The organism is Chitinophaga sp. W3I9, assembly GCF_050434025.1.
In the GTDB taxonomy this organism is placed as follows: Bacteria; Bacteroidota; Bacteroidia; order Chitinophagales; family Chitinophagaceae; genus Chitinophaga.
In genome coordinates, this window is sequence record NZ_JBNPWC010000001.1 from 1,638,962 (window position 1) to 1,654,395 (window position 15,434).

Consider the following 15,434-nt stretch of genomic DNA (forward strand, 5'->3'; position numbering starts at 1 on the left):
ATCTTTCACCATCAAAGAAAATCTCATGAAACACAAATCACTGAAATATATATTATCCGTATCTCTTACTGCCGCAATGGTAACAGGCTGCTCAAAATTTGATAAAATCAATACCAACCCAAATAAAACTACACAGGTGAGTTCCGCCATGCTGGCCACCAATATGATCCTGAGTATTACCAGGTCGGATATCAGTACCGCCAAAAGTTTTATGCAACCTTATCTGCTGGGTAAATATCTTACCTGGGGAGAAGGACAGGAAAATTTCCAGTATAATAAATTCGGAAGAGCCAGTTTTAACAGGATCGCATTATTGCGTAATGTGCCGCCCATGATAGGCTATGCACCTGATGAAGAACTCCGGAAATCATACAATGCACTGGGACATTTTATAAGAGCCTGGCAATTTTTTCAAAGCACTATACAGGTAGGCGATATTCCCTACTCACAGGCGGTGAAAGGAGAATCAGAAAACGTTATCCAACCTGGCTACGATACGCAGAAGGTAGTATTTCTCGGCATACTCAATGAATTGGATAGCGCCAATCTTCTTTTTGCAGCAGGGAAAGATTTTAGCGGTGATCCGGTGTATAACGGCAAAGTGGATAACTGGCGCCGGCTGACCAACAGTTTTGAACTGCATGTGCTGATGAACCTGTACAGGAAAACAGGCGATGCGGATCTGAAAGTAGTGGAGCGGTTTAAAGAGATAGTTGCCAACAGGCCTTTAATGCGTTCTTATGCTGATAATTTTGCTCTTACCTATACGGCAGCAGCAGGCCAGAATTACCCTTGGTCCGATGTGCCGGCGGGCTCCGGCAACTCTTTTGTAAAGTCAAATTACACCATGTTGTCAGCCACGCTGATAGATCCGCTGAAAACATTGCACGATCGTCGTTTGTTTTATTATGCAAAGCCCTCACCGGTAAAAATTGCAGCCGGTAAAACAGCGGATGATTATGACGCTTATGTAGGAGCGGAGCCTTCTGATGCATTCCCCGCACTGCAATCTATACGCTTGTCAAAAGATTATTCCGACCTGAACAGCCGTTACGTAAACATGGTGAATGCAGAACCGGTAAGCGTTTTCAGCTACTCCGAATTACAGTTTGTATTGGCAGAAGCAGCCCTGCGGGGATGGATCACCGGTACGCCGGCGCAAAGTTATTATGCGGCAGGTATTACCAATTCCATGAAATTCACCGCCGCCTATACACCGGACATAGAAGATTATCACCACAACATGAAAATGGATGATAGTTATATTCAGTCGTATGTAGCATCGGTAGTACTCACTGGCAGCATGCAGCAACAGTTATCGCAGATTATTACACAAAAGTATCTCGCGGGGTTCCTGCAGGGCTCTAATTATAACGCGTGGTATGAGCAACGGAGAACAGGATATCCCGTATTCAAGTTGAATGCTACCACCAACCTGAATACACCTGCTACACAGTTTCCGGTAAGATGGCTTTATCCTGATAATGAACTGAGTTATAACAATGCGAACCTCAACGAGGCCATACAGCGGCAGTTTAGCGGCAGTGATAATGTGAATAGCGTGATGTGGTTATTGAAAGATTAAAGTATAAAGCGGGGATGAAAGCGATATTCGTTTTCATCCCCCTGCTTAATAATAATTGCTGCATTAATAGGCTACCTTGCCGTAAGTCATTGTGCAGGCATCAGAAATGTTACCGGTCAGAATTATTGCATTGCTCGTAAAAGTGACAAAGAATTCATTGCTTTTCCCTATTGTCAGTACATTTTGATTGTTAACCTGTTTAAGGTGGAACGTATCGGCGGTTTCTCTTACGCCATCAACAAATAATTCGTATTGTTTGCCCTTGAAAATTATTTCCTGCTTATTGGTAACAGATGCGCCTTGCCCACTGAAACATCCTTCCACCTTTGCCAGCCGCCATTTCCCTTCTATAGAAGTAAGCAGGGGAGCATCTTTCTTTTTACAGGCAGAAAAAGCAGGTATTAAAAACAAGAGAATGAGGGAATAATAAATTTTCATAACGGGGGATTAATTTAATAATTTATAGATGGTATGATCAGTTAAATATTTTATTGTTGATGATCGTTTGATTGATCTTGTTCTCGAATTCCACGAAGTAGGCGGGAGCGGGACCACCGGGTATATCTAAATAAATGGCGGTAGTGTCTGTTGGATTTTTTTGTACATATATAAATGCCCGGAAGATGCCATCTGCTGCCCCACGTGATGAGTAAGTATTAGGATCGGCTTTTATAGCTGCCCGGGGAAAGTTGGTGAGATAAGGTTTCAGGCTATCTTGCACGTTATTTGGTAATTTCCTTGTACTTTTTTCACTATTTTTTTGAGTAATAATATAGCTGCCATCTGCAGTGATCTGTAGCGTTTTGAATTCGGCGTTGGGAATGCTCGAGCCTGCGTCATACACAAACAACGACGTAGTATCGGGAGCTTCCACTTTGTCTTTTTTACAGGAAAGAACGCAGAGGCACGCCAGCAACAGTATGGCTGCCAATGATTTTGGTAGTGTCATATAGGAGGCTGTTTTATTGAAAGTATAGCGTAGAAACCAGGAAAAAGTTACAACAGAAGGAGGGATTGTATAGCTCGATAAGGGGAGAAAATGCCACCTGACGTGGCAACACGTCATAAAAAATCTGAGAGAGGTACAAAAAAAGAGGCGCCTTAGTTCACTATTTTATTAGCGCAACTGCTGCTGGCAAAGGCTTCCGGTTTGGCTTTAAAGGCAAAGCCCATACCCAGGATATAGCCCATTGCTTCCCGCAAGGCCAGGTTGCTTTTGAACTGAGGGTTCGTATTGATGTCTGCATGCACTTCCATGTCTACATCATATTCTGTAAACAGGTCGCACAATTCATACGCAATTTCAATACTCTTCGCTACTTCTACCAGCATGCGCTCTTTGATAGAATAGCGGTCTTTTGTTTTTTCATTGTGAATAAACATAAATCCGCCGTGGCCTTCCCGCAGGAATACTATCACCGTAGCGAATTCCGTATCTACTCCTTTTACCTGGGAATCAGTACCAATGCACACTTTCAGGCGAAACCCCTTTGCGGTTTCACGAACGATGGCTTGTCTTACTTCTTCCTTTACCGGAAGGTGGATAACCTCTCCATTAAATCTTCTCCATTGCATACATGTATAATTAAGGGTGAACATGCGTATTTGGGTTATGCTATAATGCCTGCCTGCTGAAGTAATTCCATGCGCTAATTGGGTCAACAATATGGGATGCGTTCATTGGGGAATAACAGCAATATTTACGAATATACGAAAAAGCTGTTAGCAATAGCCAACAGCTGTACATTAAAAAAATAAGAAGATTCAGAAAATAAAACGGCTAGAACTGCCCCGTACTAAGCATTACAAGGGTACATGCTTCCACCGGCTGAATATTATGCTCCCTGGCAATATCTTCCAGTTCGGGATTTTCTGCTCCCGGGTTAAAGATGATACGGCGGGGTTGCAACTGCAAAATATAATCATAATATTCTTTCTGTGCCGCCGGGGTTCAGGTACATGGTAACCGTATCTACTTTTTCGAGCGGCGGATGCGCGGTAATCACCGGCGTATCACCAATGGCGGCGGCCCGTTTGCCGATCGCCACTACCGGGTGCCCTTTGGCTTTGAGCCGGTTCACGGCCAGGTTGCTGTATCTTTCCGGGTTGGGCGATGCGCCCAGTACCACGGTGAGCTTTTTATCGTTATTGGTTTCCATATAGCTAATTTACGGAATTCACCACAAGTGATAAGCGCTCCGGGGCAGATGCGCGAGTACAGCCGGTGTCCGCAGCAATAACAATACGTTTATTTTGCATAAAATGAAGTTAAACCGGGGTGGAAGTAGCCCTGCTACGGAGGGTAACAATACATCTCCGTATAGTTAATACCGTTACAGACAATATCAGCGCCGGCAGCACAATATAAAAACTGGCGTAAACCAGCCATCCGTAAATATTGAAAAAATCGATAGATCTGAATACCCGTAACTTGTTTGCCTGTACGAGGAGAAATAAGGTTCCTATAATAGAGAACAGTACGCACTGGAGTCTTCGTAGCATCCTGTCATCAGGAGCTGTTTTCCTTAGTATAAAATTGATAACGCCTGCAGAGAATTGCCAGGCCAGGAGGATGAAAGTAAGATACGGCGGCAGGGAGAATTTGGAAAAAACAACAAGATGAGTCAGATCAATCGCGCAAATAACAGTCAGGAGCCCTTGAACAATACCATCTGCTATATAATATGACTTCATCTTTATTTTTTATTTGTTTGGAACTTTCAGAAATAAATGAAAGTAAGGCCCAAAAAAAATTACTTAATGAGTTTTATCAGGCTGCTGTAGAACCAGTTTTCTTCCGATTTAATAAATGCACTGATCGTCTTATCCGTTTGTTGGGCAAACTTGGTGATATTGGAGATAGAATCCTTAAAAGCTTTCATTTCCTTATCCTTCGGATCACCTTCCGCCTGTTGCAGCTGTAACAGCACTTTCATGATAGGATCCAGTTCGCGCTTCTTTCTTTCGCGGGCAATATAAGTAGCCACCTTCCAGATATCTTTCTCTGCTACAAAAAATTCTTTTCTTTCTCCCGGGATGAGGATACGTTCTACCAGCCCCCAGTTAATGAGTTCCCGCACATTCATATTGGTGTTTCCACGGGAAATGTTCAGTTCCTCCATGATATCATCGGCACTCAACGGGTCGGGCATTACCAGCAGTAAAGCGTGAATCTGGGCCATCGTACGGTTAATACCCCACTGGGCACCTAATGAGCCCCAGGTTTGAATAAACTGTGCCTTTGCTTCCACTAAATTCATGTAGGTTATTATTTTATAGCGTTTGACAATTTACAAGGTCAAATGTATATCAAGTTTTTGAACTTTCAAAAGCTAATGAAACATTTTACCGGTGAATGACGGGGCATACAGCCGTCTTCCGGGCACAAAAAAGGCGAAGTATACACTCCGCCTTTTCGTATTGCTATTACAATTAGTTTATACCAGCATTGTTACCGGGTTTTCCAGGAACCCTTTCAGGGTAGCCAGGAAACGTGCGCCTACCGCTCCGTCCACACTTCTGTGATCGCAGCTCAGGGTCAGTTTCATGATGTTGGCTGTTTTTATCTGGCCTTTCTCCACCACCGCAGTTTCAGTGATATTACCTACCGCCAGGATCGCTGAATCCGGTGGATTGATGATCGCCGTGAATTCGTCGATACCCAGCATACCCAGGTTGGAGATACTGAAGGTATTGCCGCTGAATTCCTGTGGCTGCAGCTTTTTGTTTTTGGCTTTGTCGTACAGGCCTTTCGCATCAGTGGCAATCTGGCTGAGTGTTTTCTGATCTGCAAAGCGGATTACCGGAACAATCAAACCTTCTTCAATAGCCACAGCAGAACCGATGTGTATATGTTGGTTCTGACGGATAAAATCGCCCATCCAGCTGCTGTTCACTGCCGGATGCTGACGCAGTGCCATGGCAGAAGCCTTGATCACCATATCGTTGAAGGAAATCTTAACAGGGGAAATTTCGTTGATGGATTTGCGCGCTTCTATCGCCTTATCCATATTCACATCTATTTTCAGGTAGAAGTGAGGAGCGCTAAATTTGCTTTCGCTGAGGCGTTTAGCAATTACCTGGCGCATTTTGGTCAGCGGAATATCTGTGAAGCCTTCCTGGCCGGCAGGTACAAACGCCGGAGCAGCAGGCGCTGCGCCGCTTTGTGCTGCCGGAGCCGCCTTGGCTGCAGGAACATAGCTATCTACGTCTTTTTTGATAATACGGCCACCGTCACCTGAACCAGGAACCTGGCTGATATCGATGCCCTTTTCCTCTGCCAGCTTCTTAGCCAGCGGAGATGCTTTCACACGGCCATCGGCGCTGGTGGTTGCAGCAGCAGGAGCCGGAGTTGCCGCCGGAGCAGCAGTCGTGCCATTCTGTGATGGGGCAGCAGGTGCGGATGGAGCTGATGCTGCCGGGGCAGCGCCTTCAGCAGCCAGGATCGCATCTACATTAGTACCCTGTTTGCCCACAATGGCTATAATGCCGTTTATTTTGGCCGCTTCGCCTTCCTTCACACCTATATATAATAAGGTACCGTCGGCATAACCCATTACTTCCATGGTCGCTTTATCCGTTTCCACTTCAGCCAGTACATCGTCATTCTTCACAACGTCGCCTACCTTTTTGTTCCAGGCAACTATTTTACCTTCTGTCATGGTATCGCTCAGGAGCGGCATACGGATAACAGTAGCATTTTTCAGCGCTTCTTTTAATGCAGCGTCATCAGCCGGTGCAGCAGCAGCCGGAGCAGCCTGTGGTGCAGGTGCAGCAGCAGCAGGTGCAGCATTAGCAGCAGGCGCCGGGGCAGCAGCAGCTGTTTTACCTTCACCTTCCAGCAGGGAAGTGTAATCTTCTCCGGGTTTACCTACAATGGCAATGATCCCGTTTACCTTTGCTGCCTTTCCTTTTTCAACACCTATATAAAGGAGGGTTCCTTCTACGTAACCCATCACTTCCATAGTGGCTTTATCCGTTTCCACTTCAGCAATTACATCGTCTGCCTTTACTGTATCGCCCACCTTTTTATGCCATTCCGCAATCACCCCTTCCGTCATCGTATCACTCAAAAGGGGCATTCTGATAACTTCTGCCATAGTGCTTTATTCAAAATTTTGTTCAAACCTACATGTTTTTGCGCAAAAACGCAAAGAAGGAATTGTAAACTGTTTAAAAATGTCTGTCTATCGTTAATATTTAATCAGCGCAATCACGCTAGAAGTCTAACTCCATGTTCAGCCGGTCTTTCAACTCTTTCACCAGCGGGTATTTTTCCGCCATCTGCTGGAATTGCTCCCGGCTGGAAAGCGGCGCCGGACCTATATCCTGAGTCTGCTGACTCTCATCCAGCTGCAGGGTGAGCACAATGGCCGGATTGTTAAATTTCTTCTTCAGAAACTCAGCAATCACGAGCTTTTCTTCTTCCATAAACCGGAATTGCACAATGTTCCGGCTCACAATTCCCACCTCCGTAGTGCCCAGCAGTTTCAGTTGCGCCAGCTGCAAATTGCTTACCACCGTCATTTTGTTGGCCTGCCGGTACAGATCAATAAATTCGTCCCAGTACACATGGATCGCTCCCATCGTAAGCGGCGTCGACTGCACATGGGTGGTTCCCTGCTGTTTGGCAGCCATCGCTTCTTTCATGGCAGCCAGCCCTGTTAGTTTGCTGGCCGGAGCAGCTGCGGAGGTGCCGCCGGCCGCAGGTGCTCCGGTGGCAGGTGCGGGCGTTGCAGATACAGGGCTGGTTGCCGGCTGACTGGCCACAGGCGCCGTTGCCGGTTCGTGGGTAGCAGTTGAATGCCCATTGGAAGGTATTGGCTGCGCAGGAGCAACGAATGCAGGTGTGGGCGGTGGCGCAGGTGCTGCCACAGGGGCCGCTGTTGTCACAGGAGCCGCTACGGGCGCCGTTTGCTGCGGAGCAGGCTGAACCGGCTTGTCTACCGTTAAACGTGGTCCCGGCACCGTGCCGATACTCTCCGTAGTAGCCGGATTCCCGGTAATGGTTTTAGCAGTTACCGGCTGGGCCACAGGGGCCCGCAATTTCTGCGGGGGAGAACCATCAGCTACCAGCTTTTTTTTTGACACCTCCCCGTTACTGTCATCACTGACCAGGGTTACTGCCTGTTGCAGAAAACACAGCTTAATCAGCGCCATCTCCACATGCAACCGCTTGTTACGCGCCATGCGGTAGTTGATCTCCGTTTCATTCAGCAGGTGAAGGGCAGTGATCAGGTAAGCAGGACTCACCTGGCCCGACAACTGCTTATATCGTTCTTTCAGGTTACCGGAAACCTCCACCAGGTGAAGAGCCTTGTCTTCTTTACATAACAGCAGGTTACGCAAAAATTCCGCCCACCCGTTCAGGAAATTATCCCCTTCAAAACCTTTCTGTAAAATTTCATCGAATATCAGCAGGGCATTGGCTACGTCCTGTTGAAGCACAGAAGCCATTACCCGGAAAAAATAATCGTAATCAAGAATATTCAGGTGCTCCAGCGTATTCTGGTAAGTAAGATGCCCGCTCGTAAAGCTCACAATCTTATCCAGCGTACTCAGGGAATCACGCATACAGCCATCTGTTTTCTGTGCTACCAGGTGCAGGGCATCTGTTTCAGCCTGGATATGCTCTTTGGTACATATCTCCTGCAAATGGTCTACCGTGTCCTGTATGGTAATACGTTTGAAGTCGAAGATCTGGCAACGGCTCAGGATCGTTGGCAATATTTTATGCTTCTCCGTAGTGGCCAGGATAAAAATCGCATAGGATGGCGGCTCCTCCAGGGTTTTCAGGAAAGCATTGAAAGCTGAGGAACTAAGCATGTGTACCTCATCTATTATGTAGATCTTGTATTTTCCCGCCTGTGGCGCAAAACGCACCTGCTCCACCAGGGTACGGATATCATCTACCGAGTTGTTGGAAGCAGCATCCAGCTCATGAATGTTGAAGGAGCTGCCCTCATTAAACGACTTGCAGGAATGACACTCATTACAGGCTTCCCCATCCGGCTGCAGATTTTCGCAGTTAATGGTTTTGGCCAGGATACGCGCACAGGTGGTTTTCCCTACTCCGCGAGGCCCGCAAAACAGGAAGGCATGCGCCAGCTGGTTATTGCGGATGGCATTTTTGAGAGTGGTGGTAATATGTGCCTGTCCTACTACAGTTGAAAAGTTCTGTGGACGGTATTTACGGGCTGATACGATAAAATTCTCCATATGACTGCTACGCTTTCGCGAGCGCCGAAAATACGCACAAATTCAGTAAGAGAAAAATGCACAACAGGAACAGCGCTTCAAACGGGGTACGCTCCCGGCTCTAAGGTTAAAATAAATTCCAGATATGATTTTTTTAGTAATATGATTCCGTTGTTGAAATGTTCCATCATCGCTGAACTGATTTCATGTAACTCCTGGATAGCCACATAGTCGGGGATCATATCCTGTATAAAAGTGCAATCATGCTCCCTGAATCTTTTCAGCTTTTCCTCCATACCTTCGGGAAAACTGCCGAACAACGCACCCTGCTGAATGTTTTCCGTCATCATCCGGAAACCCCAGCACTCGGCCGACAGCTCATCAAAAAGCGCCGGCAGCGATTCGATATCCTGTTCGCCGGAATTAAACAACAGGCTGATACAATGAATGATCCGGATCACCTGCTCATTCAACTGTTGGCCGGTTTGCTGATACTGCAGGATCTGGGTGTATTTCTCCTTAAGCAGGGCCGCCTTAGCCGGACTTTGCTGCATGGCAACGGTATAATGATACCGGAAGGCCTGCTGATCATGACACTGCAGCCACGCCTCTTCGGACGTAACCTGCGCAGATAACATCCGGGCCAGCTGCTTTGCCCGCGCGGCACTGTATTTCTGTCCGTCAAATTCAAAATAACTGGTCTGAAACTGCCCGCTGCTGATAGCCTGCAACGTTTCCTCATCCTGACGGTCACGGTAAAAAGCCCGCATCCTCATAATAATATCAGGATGATAAAGCGCCTGTAAACTGCCGGCGGTTATTTCCTCCGGTGGCAACAGCCGGGTAAACTCCTCACTAATGCCGCAGAATGGCCGGTTATCATAGTAATCATTAAATGCTTTCGGATATTCGTATAACCGGTGCCGTTGCGAAAGCTCTTCAATGTAGGCGGCAGGAGTGATCTCCGTAAATGTTTCGTCACTGTTATGTACCGTGAAATTATATATCAGCGAAGTCATGTGCTGCTGCACATTTTCCGGCTCATTAAACAGGTTCCAGGCACTAAGGCTGACCGGCTTACAGGAAACATTCGCCGCTAAATAATGCGCCTCCCGCGCCTCCCTGGAAAGATGCGAAGTCCACTGCTCCCGCAGCTGCACCCGGCTCTTCAGAAAAGTATGGAAATAATTGTCGGTGATAACCGGTAATCCGGCAGCATCCACTGCGAGATGGTTCTGTGAAGCATAGTAACGGATCATGGCCCGCTGCGCCGTAAAAATATTGGCAAACCGCAGCGTTCTTTCTGCAAGATCCGGTACTTTATGAAAACAATGATCCAGGCAGTATCCGCCCATTTCCAGCCGCCGTAAACCGCTGATAGCTGTTTCTGTACTGGTAAGACTCACAGCTACTGTATCTGCATGATATTCCATCTCCCTGCTTAATTCCAGGTACTGCCGGTTAATGATCGCATATATCTTCCGCAATACATACTGCATTCCGTTCAGTATCCTCGTAGTAATATGCGCAAAGAAACTTAACAGGCTGCTGCCACTGCTCCAGCGGGCCTCTATTTCATCCCACCGTTCATTTTCATACAGCATATTATACAACATCTTATTCAATGCATAGATGTAGCTGCCCAGTTTCATACTACGCTGCGAGAAATGTGCACACTCATACGCCAGCAACATCTTAAATTCACTCACGTTTACACTATTAATTAATCCTAAACCTATTTCGAGGTTTTTCCCCACCGGCCAGAATAAACTCAGAAAACTGGAATGATAGAATACCGTAGTATGCATATCCGGTACAATAAATACTTTCTTCGGAAAACTGATGCGCGTGTCCTTCACCAGCTGCGTAATAAAATCAAATAAACGGGGATGATGATCCCGGAAGATCTGCATACGGTAAGGGTTACCCGCAGAACGTTTGTTGAAAAGAAATTTAATGAGAAAAAACAATACCATCCCACCCAGTAAAATGAAACTGAGTCCGATGATGCCGGTGCTCCAGGCCGGATAAGCGCGGAATAACATAATCCCCCCCGACACACAGGCCACAGCCAGCGCAACGGTTGCCAATAGCAGTACCACGTAGAGAATAAAGAACAACACCACGCAGCTGACGGCTTTCGTTATCTGTTGCCTGAATAGTAACGTGGGCTGAATAAGTGCCAGATCCGCGTTATCAGGGCACTCAGGGTATAAGTTGGTCATAACAAAACATCAGGTTAGATACGATTGTAACAGCAAAAGAGATTTAAATGTTACATAATATTCATAAACTTATATACTCCCCCAATGCTCCCATATATTCATATGAGAGATGTATATACCCCGCTCCGGCGGATTATTTTTTATGCCAGGATCGGATGCCTTTTATATGGAGCCGAGCGGTCAAATAAATAACGATAGGTGGCGAGCCTGCGGGTTGGCGTAGCACCAAGCCCCTCGGCCACATTCTGCATTCTCGGATTAAAATCACCAATCCACTGCATTTCATAATCTTCATAATGAGACATGCCGCTCTGAATTAATTTCGCCCCTTCTACAATCATATAAGCATCCACGCCCTTCCCCTGGAATTCAGGAACTACACCAAATATAATTCCCACCATCTTTTTGCAGTAACCGGTTTGCTTTAACCACAGGAACTTCAGCTTTTGTAACAAGCCAAATTTCCCGTTCATATGTTTTATATACTGGTTCAGATCCGGTAAATTCAGCCAGATGGCAATAGGATCGTCGTTGTGATAAACGAACCACGCTATCTTTTCGTCCATCAACGGCTTCATCTGCTTAAACAGCGCCAGCACCTGCGCTTTCCCCATTTCCTTTCCACCCATGTGCTGCGCCCATGCCTTGTTATACACAATGCTGAATGCCTCGGCAAACCGCGGCAGATCATTCTTCCGGATATGCACCGCCCTGAAAGCCGGATCAGCTTCAATAGCTGCATGCCGGATAAAGAATTTTGGCAGCAGCTGGTCACTAACCCTCATTCCATAACAAAGTTGGTGGAAGAAAAGTTGAAAACCATACTGCTCAAATAAACGGATGTAATAGGGAGGGTTGAAATTCATGCAGTATAATGGCTCATGAAACCCTTCTGTAAGCAATCCCCACCAGTTATTGCGCTCCCCGAAATTAATAGGACCATCCATCGCTCCCATGCCTTTTTCCTGCAGCCATTGTTTGGCCGTATCAAAAAGCAGGTTGGCTGCTTCCTGTTGATCTATACAATCAAAGAAACCCACACCGCCTACCAGGCACTCATCTCCTTTTGTCTTATATTTCTTGTTAGTAAAAGCCGCAATCCTGCCGGCTAACCGGCCTTTGTCATCTTTTAAAATCCATCTGATACACTCCCCATGACGGAATGCCTTGTTCTTTTCAGGATCGAAAACAGTATTAATATCTTTATCCAGCGGCCTTATCCAACCAGGTACATTTTTATTTAAATTCACATGCACGTCGATAAATTGCCGGGCGGTTTGTTCATTATTTACAATAATCAGCTGCATTGAAACCATTTGTACAAATGTAATAAAAATGCATTGGCATTATTTTTTCTCTTTCCCCTGATATGAAAAGAACTTATGTTTATCCCGCCATACTCCTGTTGCTCATCGTGGTATTTACCCTGGGCTATTGTCAGCAACAACGGCAAGTGCGCAAAGTGCTGTCCGAAAATCAGCGCCTGTGGAACGAAAACCGTGATCTGCGTAAAAGTCTGGATCAATCCGGGGCAGTTTCCCGGCAAATAACCGATCACCAGGAACTCCGCCAAAGGGTGGCCGGCCAGTTTATTGAACGCAGGGCTTATTACCGGCGAAACTGGCAACAGTTCATTGCCGTTACCGCCGGCGATTACCGCACAGGGCTGCTGGGAGGGATCAAAGACCTGGATATTATCGTAAGAAATCAAACAGAATACCCGCTGGATAATGTAGTAGTCAGCGTTTCCTACATGCGCAACAACAACGAAGTTTTTAAAACAGAACGGTATACCATCAGTAATATTCCGGAGAAAGGTACCCGCAGCATTGCAGCCTCCAACAGCCGTAAAGGCAGCAAGGTGGCCGTAAAACTGATCAGCATTACCAGCCAGCCAATGAATTTCTGCTGGGCTGCCGATAAACCTGCCCCCGCCGGCAATCCCGATCCGTTCGAGTGTGTACCCTCCGTTAAAAATATACCGGCGCCACCAGCACAGGATAATCAGTAACTTCGCCGCATGATCCGGCTAATACTCACCACCATCGCCAATGAAGCGACCAGGGATTTGTATGAAGAAGCATTTCCCGAAGAGGAAAGAAGACCCTGGAACCAGCAGGTGCAGCTGGTCGCATCCGGGAAACTGCAGCTATTGCATATTCACCGCGAAGACGCTTTTGCCGGATTTATTTTCTACTGGAACCTTCCTGAATTTAGTTTTATAGAACATTTTGCTATTCATCCCGGCACAAGGGGAGGAGGAGCCGGAACACAGGTAATGCAGCTGATGGAGGCGCAACTGAACGGAATTGTACTGGAAGTGGAACCGCCTGTAACGGAACAGGCTATACGTAGAATTAAATTTTATGAACGACTGGGCTACCAGGCGTTTGCTGAATCCTATCACCAGCCTCCGTATCATCCCCACTATCCGCCGCTGGAACTGCGCCTGATGCAGAAAGGACTAGCGCCCGCTGCTGCTATGTTTCCAAATATAAAGGAACAGTTGTATAAATACGTTTATAACAAATAAAAAAAGTACGAATGAGATACAAGGCATTAATGATGTAATCTCACAAACATCTTTGCCGCTGTTATCATTCGTACTTTCGTTATGTCAAAGGAAGTTTATCCTACACGTGAAGGACGTTCCCCCTGTTGTCTGGGTTGCTCCTGCTGCCGTTGCTGTTGTTGTTGCTGCTGTTGCTGTTCTCTTTGTATCCTTTGCTGTTGTTGCTGTTGCTGTTGTCTCTGTTGCTGTTGTTGTTGTTGCTGTACCCTCTGCTGTTGTTGCTGTTGCTCCCTTTGAACCCTTTGTTGCTGTTGCTGCTGTTGCTGTTGTTGTTGCTGCTGAGCCCTCTGCTGTTGTTGCTCCCTTTGTACCCTTTGCTGTTGTTGCTGTTGCTGCTGCTGTTGTTGTTGCTGAATCCTCTGTTGTTGTTGCTGTTGGTCCCGCTGTACTCTCTGTTGTTGTTGTTGCTGCTGTTGAACTCTCTGTTGTTGCTGTAACTGCTGTTGCTGTTGTTGTTGCTGGATCCTTTGCTGTTGCTGTTGTTCAGCAGTTCTGTCTGGTGTTACTCTCGATGGCCTGTTAAAGTTACCCGGGGTATTGTTATTACCCGGATTCGCATTATTAGCCGGATTTGCCGGCTGGGTAGTAGTTCCCTGCCTTACTCTTCCTCCGTTGTTATATGGAGGTATATTTCCGGTATTGTTATTTCCAGGCTGATTCGCTTCTCCGGGACGTACCCGGTTACCACCATTGTTATTATTATTACCCGGTTGGGTAGTATTGCCCGGTGTAACACGGCCCGGACGATTGTTGTTGTTATTATCTACTGCCTGCACCGGTCTTGTACGGTCTACCTCACGTCCTCTCTGGATAGCTGCGGCATCCGGGCGGTATATACGCAACTGGTTATTCTCTAGTCTTCCCCCGGTTCCCGGTCTGTTGGTATTTTCCACTCTCACTGGTCGTACTGCCTGGCCGGAATAACGTTGTACTTCGTTGGCACTCGGACCGGTATATACTCTTCTTCCTCCGTAATTATTAGTGTTGTTGATAACAGTGGTGTTGTTAATGATCGTAACGTTCCTGCTGTTATTAACGTAGTAGTTGTTGATCCGCGGACTGTTAATGTACTGTCTTGGTACAAACGCCCAGTAATCAGCAGGTGCATTATAAGAATACTGCGGACTCATTGGCGCCCATCCATAATAGTCACCACCGGTTCTCCAGCTAACCCACGCCGGACCCCAGTCGTAACCCGGTACCCACATCCAGCCCTGGAAATCGTCATATAACCAGCGACCGTAGTGGAAGGCTGCCCAACCCCACGCGTAATCAGATACCCAGGTCCAGCCATAGTCGGTGTATACCCAGTGCCCGTTTGTATAGTAAGGTCTGAAATCACGGCCCGCATTAGGGATCCACACCCTGTCGTATCCGGGGTAACTTACCCAGCGGCCGTAAGGACTCAATTCATCATAAAAAGAAATCGATCCGCTCACCTGCACCTGCGGTCCGCCGGAGTAGGATGAGCCATATTGATCATCATATCCGGGTGCATACGTTGATGCACAACTGCTGATGAATGAACCTATAAATAAAAGTAATATTCCTGTGTGTTTTAATAAACTGTTCATAACTCCTGTTTTTTAGTCCTGATAGGTATTGTTGTTTGTAAGACTCTGGAGATGTAATGAATGCTGCGTAAAATTGTGTTTATATCGACAAGCATTTTTTAATGGTCTGTGAATAAAGTATAGAAGGCGGAATCATTTTAAATTGTTAAAGGATTATGTTAAAATTTTTATAACGCTTTGCTGCAGTTACAGCGTCATATATATCATTAGACAAAAATGGTTCCAATTTCGCAACCGCTGTAAGAGCTTGCATTACAGCCGGTAACAGAAGCATATGCGGA

The 15,434-nt window shown here is 46.5% G+C and carries 15 protein-coding genes; 3 read left to right on the forward strand and 12 right to left on the reverse strand.

All coding sequences use genetic code 11. The features are described 5' to 3' along the window. Positions 1–25: 25 nt before the first annotated feature. Positions 26–1,585, forward strand: coding sequence for a SusD/RagB family nutrient-binding outer membrane lipoprotein (locus QFZ51_RS07065; protein ID WP_429044631.1), 1,560 nt, complete (start codon positions 26–28; stop codon positions 1,583–1,585). 63 nt (positions 1,586–1,648) lie between these two features. Here QFZ51_RS07065 and QFZ51_RS07070 read toward each other — a convergent pair whose 3' ends face one another. From QFZ51_RS07070 to QFZ51_RS07120, 11 genes are all read right to left on the reverse strand, one after another. Beyond that, the gene (locus QFZ51_RS07070) at positions 1,649–2,023 is read right to left on the reverse strand and encodes a hypothetical protein (protein WP_429044633.1); all 375 of its coding nucleotides are present in this window, start codon (positions 2,021–2,023) and stop codon (positions 1,649–1,651) included. 37 nt (positions 2,024–2,060) lie between these two features. Then, a complete protein-coding gene (locus QFZ51_RS07075; protein WP_429044636.1) occupies positions 2,061–2,534 on the reverse strand; it encodes a hypothetical protein in 474 nt (157 codons plus the stop codon). A gap of 152 nt (positions 2,535–2,686) precedes the next feature. Beyond that, positions 2,687–3,160 (reverse strand): ribonuclease H-like YkuK family protein, encoded by a 474-nt coding sequence (locus QFZ51_RS07080; protein ID WP_079470056.1) that lies wholly within the window; start codon positions 3,158–3,160, stop codon positions 2,687–2,689. Positions 3,161–3,365: 205 nt separating this feature from the next. Beyond that, positions 3,366–3,500 carry a CoA-binding protein gene (locus QFZ51_RS07085; RefSeq protein WP_429044640.1) on the reverse strand — a complete coding sequence of 45 codons (135 nt, stop codon included), beginning with the start codon at positions 3,498–3,500 and terminating at the stop codon, positions 3,366–3,368. A gap of 7 nt (positions 3,501–3,507) precedes the next feature. Next, positions 3,508–3,744 (reverse strand): CoA-binding protein, encoded by a 237-nt coding sequence (locus QFZ51_RS07090; RefSeq protein ID WP_429044644.1) that lies wholly within the window; start codon positions 3,742–3,744, stop codon positions 3,508–3,510. A 109-nt stretch (positions 3,745–3,853) separates the two neighbouring features. Continuing rightward, on the reverse strand, positions 3,854–4,279 hold the full coding sequence (locus QFZ51_RS07095) for a hypothetical protein (protein ID WP_429044647.1): 426 nt from the start codon (positions 4,277–4,279) through the stop codon (positions 3,854–3,856). A gap of 59 nt (positions 4,280–4,338) precedes the next feature. After that, positions 4,339–4,845 (reverse strand): GbsR/MarR family transcriptional regulator, encoded by a 507-nt coding sequence (locus tag QFZ51_RS07100; protein WP_079469472.1) that lies wholly within the window; start codon positions 4,843–4,845, stop codon positions 4,339–4,341. Between the two features lie 177 nt (positions 4,846–5,022). Further along, the gene (locus QFZ51_RS07105; protein WP_429044650.1) at positions 5,023–6,684 is read right to left on the reverse strand and encodes a pyruvate dehydrogenase complex dihydrolipoamide acetyltransferase; all 1,662 of its coding nucleotides are present in this window, start codon (positions 6,682–6,684) and stop codon (positions 5,023–5,025) included. A 118-nt stretch (positions 6,685–6,802) separates the two neighbouring features. Beyond that, positions 6,803–8,803 (reverse strand): DNA polymerase III subunit gamma/tau, encoded by a 2,001-nt coding sequence (locus tag QFZ51_RS07110; RefSeq protein ID WP_429044653.1) that lies wholly within the window; start codon positions 8,801–8,803, stop codon positions 6,803–6,805. Between the two features lie 77 nt (positions 8,804–8,880). Continuing rightward, positions 8,881–11,007, reverse strand: a complete 2,127-nt coding sequence (locus QFZ51_RS07115) for a M48 family metallopeptidase (protein WP_429044656.1) — start codon at positions 11,005–11,007, stop codon at positions 8,881–8,883. 140 nt (positions 11,008–11,147) lie between these two features. Next, the gene (locus QFZ51_RS07120) at positions 11,148–12,314 is read right to left on the reverse strand and encodes a hypothetical protein (protein ID WP_429044659.1); all 1,167 of its coding nucleotides are present in this window, start codon (positions 12,312–12,314) and stop codon (positions 11,148–11,150) included. 62 nt (positions 12,315–12,376) lie between these two features. On the opposite strand from QFZ51_RS07120, the gene QFZ51_RS07125 reads away from it, so the two are divergent. Together QFZ51_RS07125 and QFZ51_RS07130 are read left to right on the forward strand one after the other, a co-directional pair. Then, positions 12,377–13,018 (forward strand): hypothetical protein, encoded by a 642-nt coding sequence (locus tag QFZ51_RS07125; RefSeq protein ID WP_429044661.1) that lies wholly within the window; start codon positions 12,377–12,379, stop codon positions 13,016–13,018. A 9-nt stretch (positions 13,019–13,027) separates the two neighbouring features. Next, positions 13,028–13,540: a GNAT family N-acetyltransferase gene (locus QFZ51_RS07130; RefSeq protein WP_429044664.1), complete on the forward strand. Its 513-nt coding sequence runs from the start codon at positions 13,028–13,030 to the stop codon at positions 13,538–13,540. 95 nt (positions 13,541–13,635) lie between these two features. Here QFZ51_RS07130 and QFZ51_RS07135 read toward each other — a convergent pair whose 3' ends face one another. Beyond that, the gene (locus QFZ51_RS07135) at positions 13,636–15,153 is read right to left on the reverse strand and encodes a DUF6600 domain-containing protein (RefSeq protein WP_429044667.1); all 1,518 of its coding nucleotides are present in this window, start codon (positions 15,151–15,153) and stop codon (positions 13,636–13,638) included. Positions 15,154–15,434: the final 281 nt, after the last annotated feature.

Coding starts and splice junctions, on each gene's coding strand:
- QFZ51_RS07065 (WP_429044631.1), top strand. CDS start 26: ATGAAACACAAATCACTGAAATATATATTATCCGTATCTCTTACTGCC.
- QFZ51_RS07070 (WP_429044633.1), bottom strand. CDS start 2,023: ATGAAAATTTATTATTCCCTCATTCTCTTGTTTTTAATACCTGCTTTT.
- QFZ51_RS07075 (WP_429044636.1), bottom strand. CDS start 2,534: ATGACACTACCAAAATCATTGGCAGCCATACTGTTGCTGGCGTGCCTC.
- QFZ51_RS07080 (WP_079470056.1), bottom strand. CDS start 3,160: ATGCAATGGAGAAGATTTAATGGAGAGGTTATCCACCTTCCGGTAAAG.
- QFZ51_RS07090 (WP_429044644.1), bottom strand. CDS start 3,744: ATGGAAACCAATAACGATAAAAAGCTCACCGTGGTACTGGGCGCATCG.
- QFZ51_RS07095 (WP_429044647.1), bottom strand. CDS start 4,279: ATGAAGTCATATTATATAGCAGATGGTATTGTTCAAGGGCTCCTGACT.
- QFZ51_RS07100 (WP_079469472.1), bottom strand. CDS start 4,845: ATGAATTTAGTGGAAGCAAAGGCACAGTTTATTCAAACCTGGGGCTCA.
- QFZ51_RS07105 (WP_429044650.1), bottom strand. CDS start 6,684: ATGGCAGAAGTTATCAGAATGCCCCTTTTGAGTGATACGATGACGGAA.
- QFZ51_RS07110 (WP_429044653.1), bottom strand. CDS start 8,803: ATGGAGAATTTTATCGTATCAGCCCGTAAATACCGTCCACAGAACTTT.
- QFZ51_RS07115 (WP_429044656.1), bottom strand. CDS start 11,007: ATGACCAACTTATACCCTGAGTGCCCTGATAACGCGGATCTGGCACTT.
- QFZ51_RS07120 (WP_429044659.1), bottom strand. CDS start 12,314: ATGCAGCTGATTATTGTAAATAATGAACAAACCGCCCGGCAATTTATC.
- QFZ51_RS07125 (WP_429044661.1), top strand. CDS start 12,377: ATGAAAAGAACTTATGTTTATCCCGCCATACTCCTGTTGCTCATCGTG.
- QFZ51_RS07130 (WP_429044664.1), top strand. CDS start 13,028: ATGATCCGGCTAATACTCACCACCATCGCCAATGAAGCGACCAGGGAT.
- QFZ51_RS07135 (WP_429044667.1), bottom strand. CDS start 15,153: ATGAACAGTTTATTAAAACACACAGGAATATTACTTTTATTTATAGGT.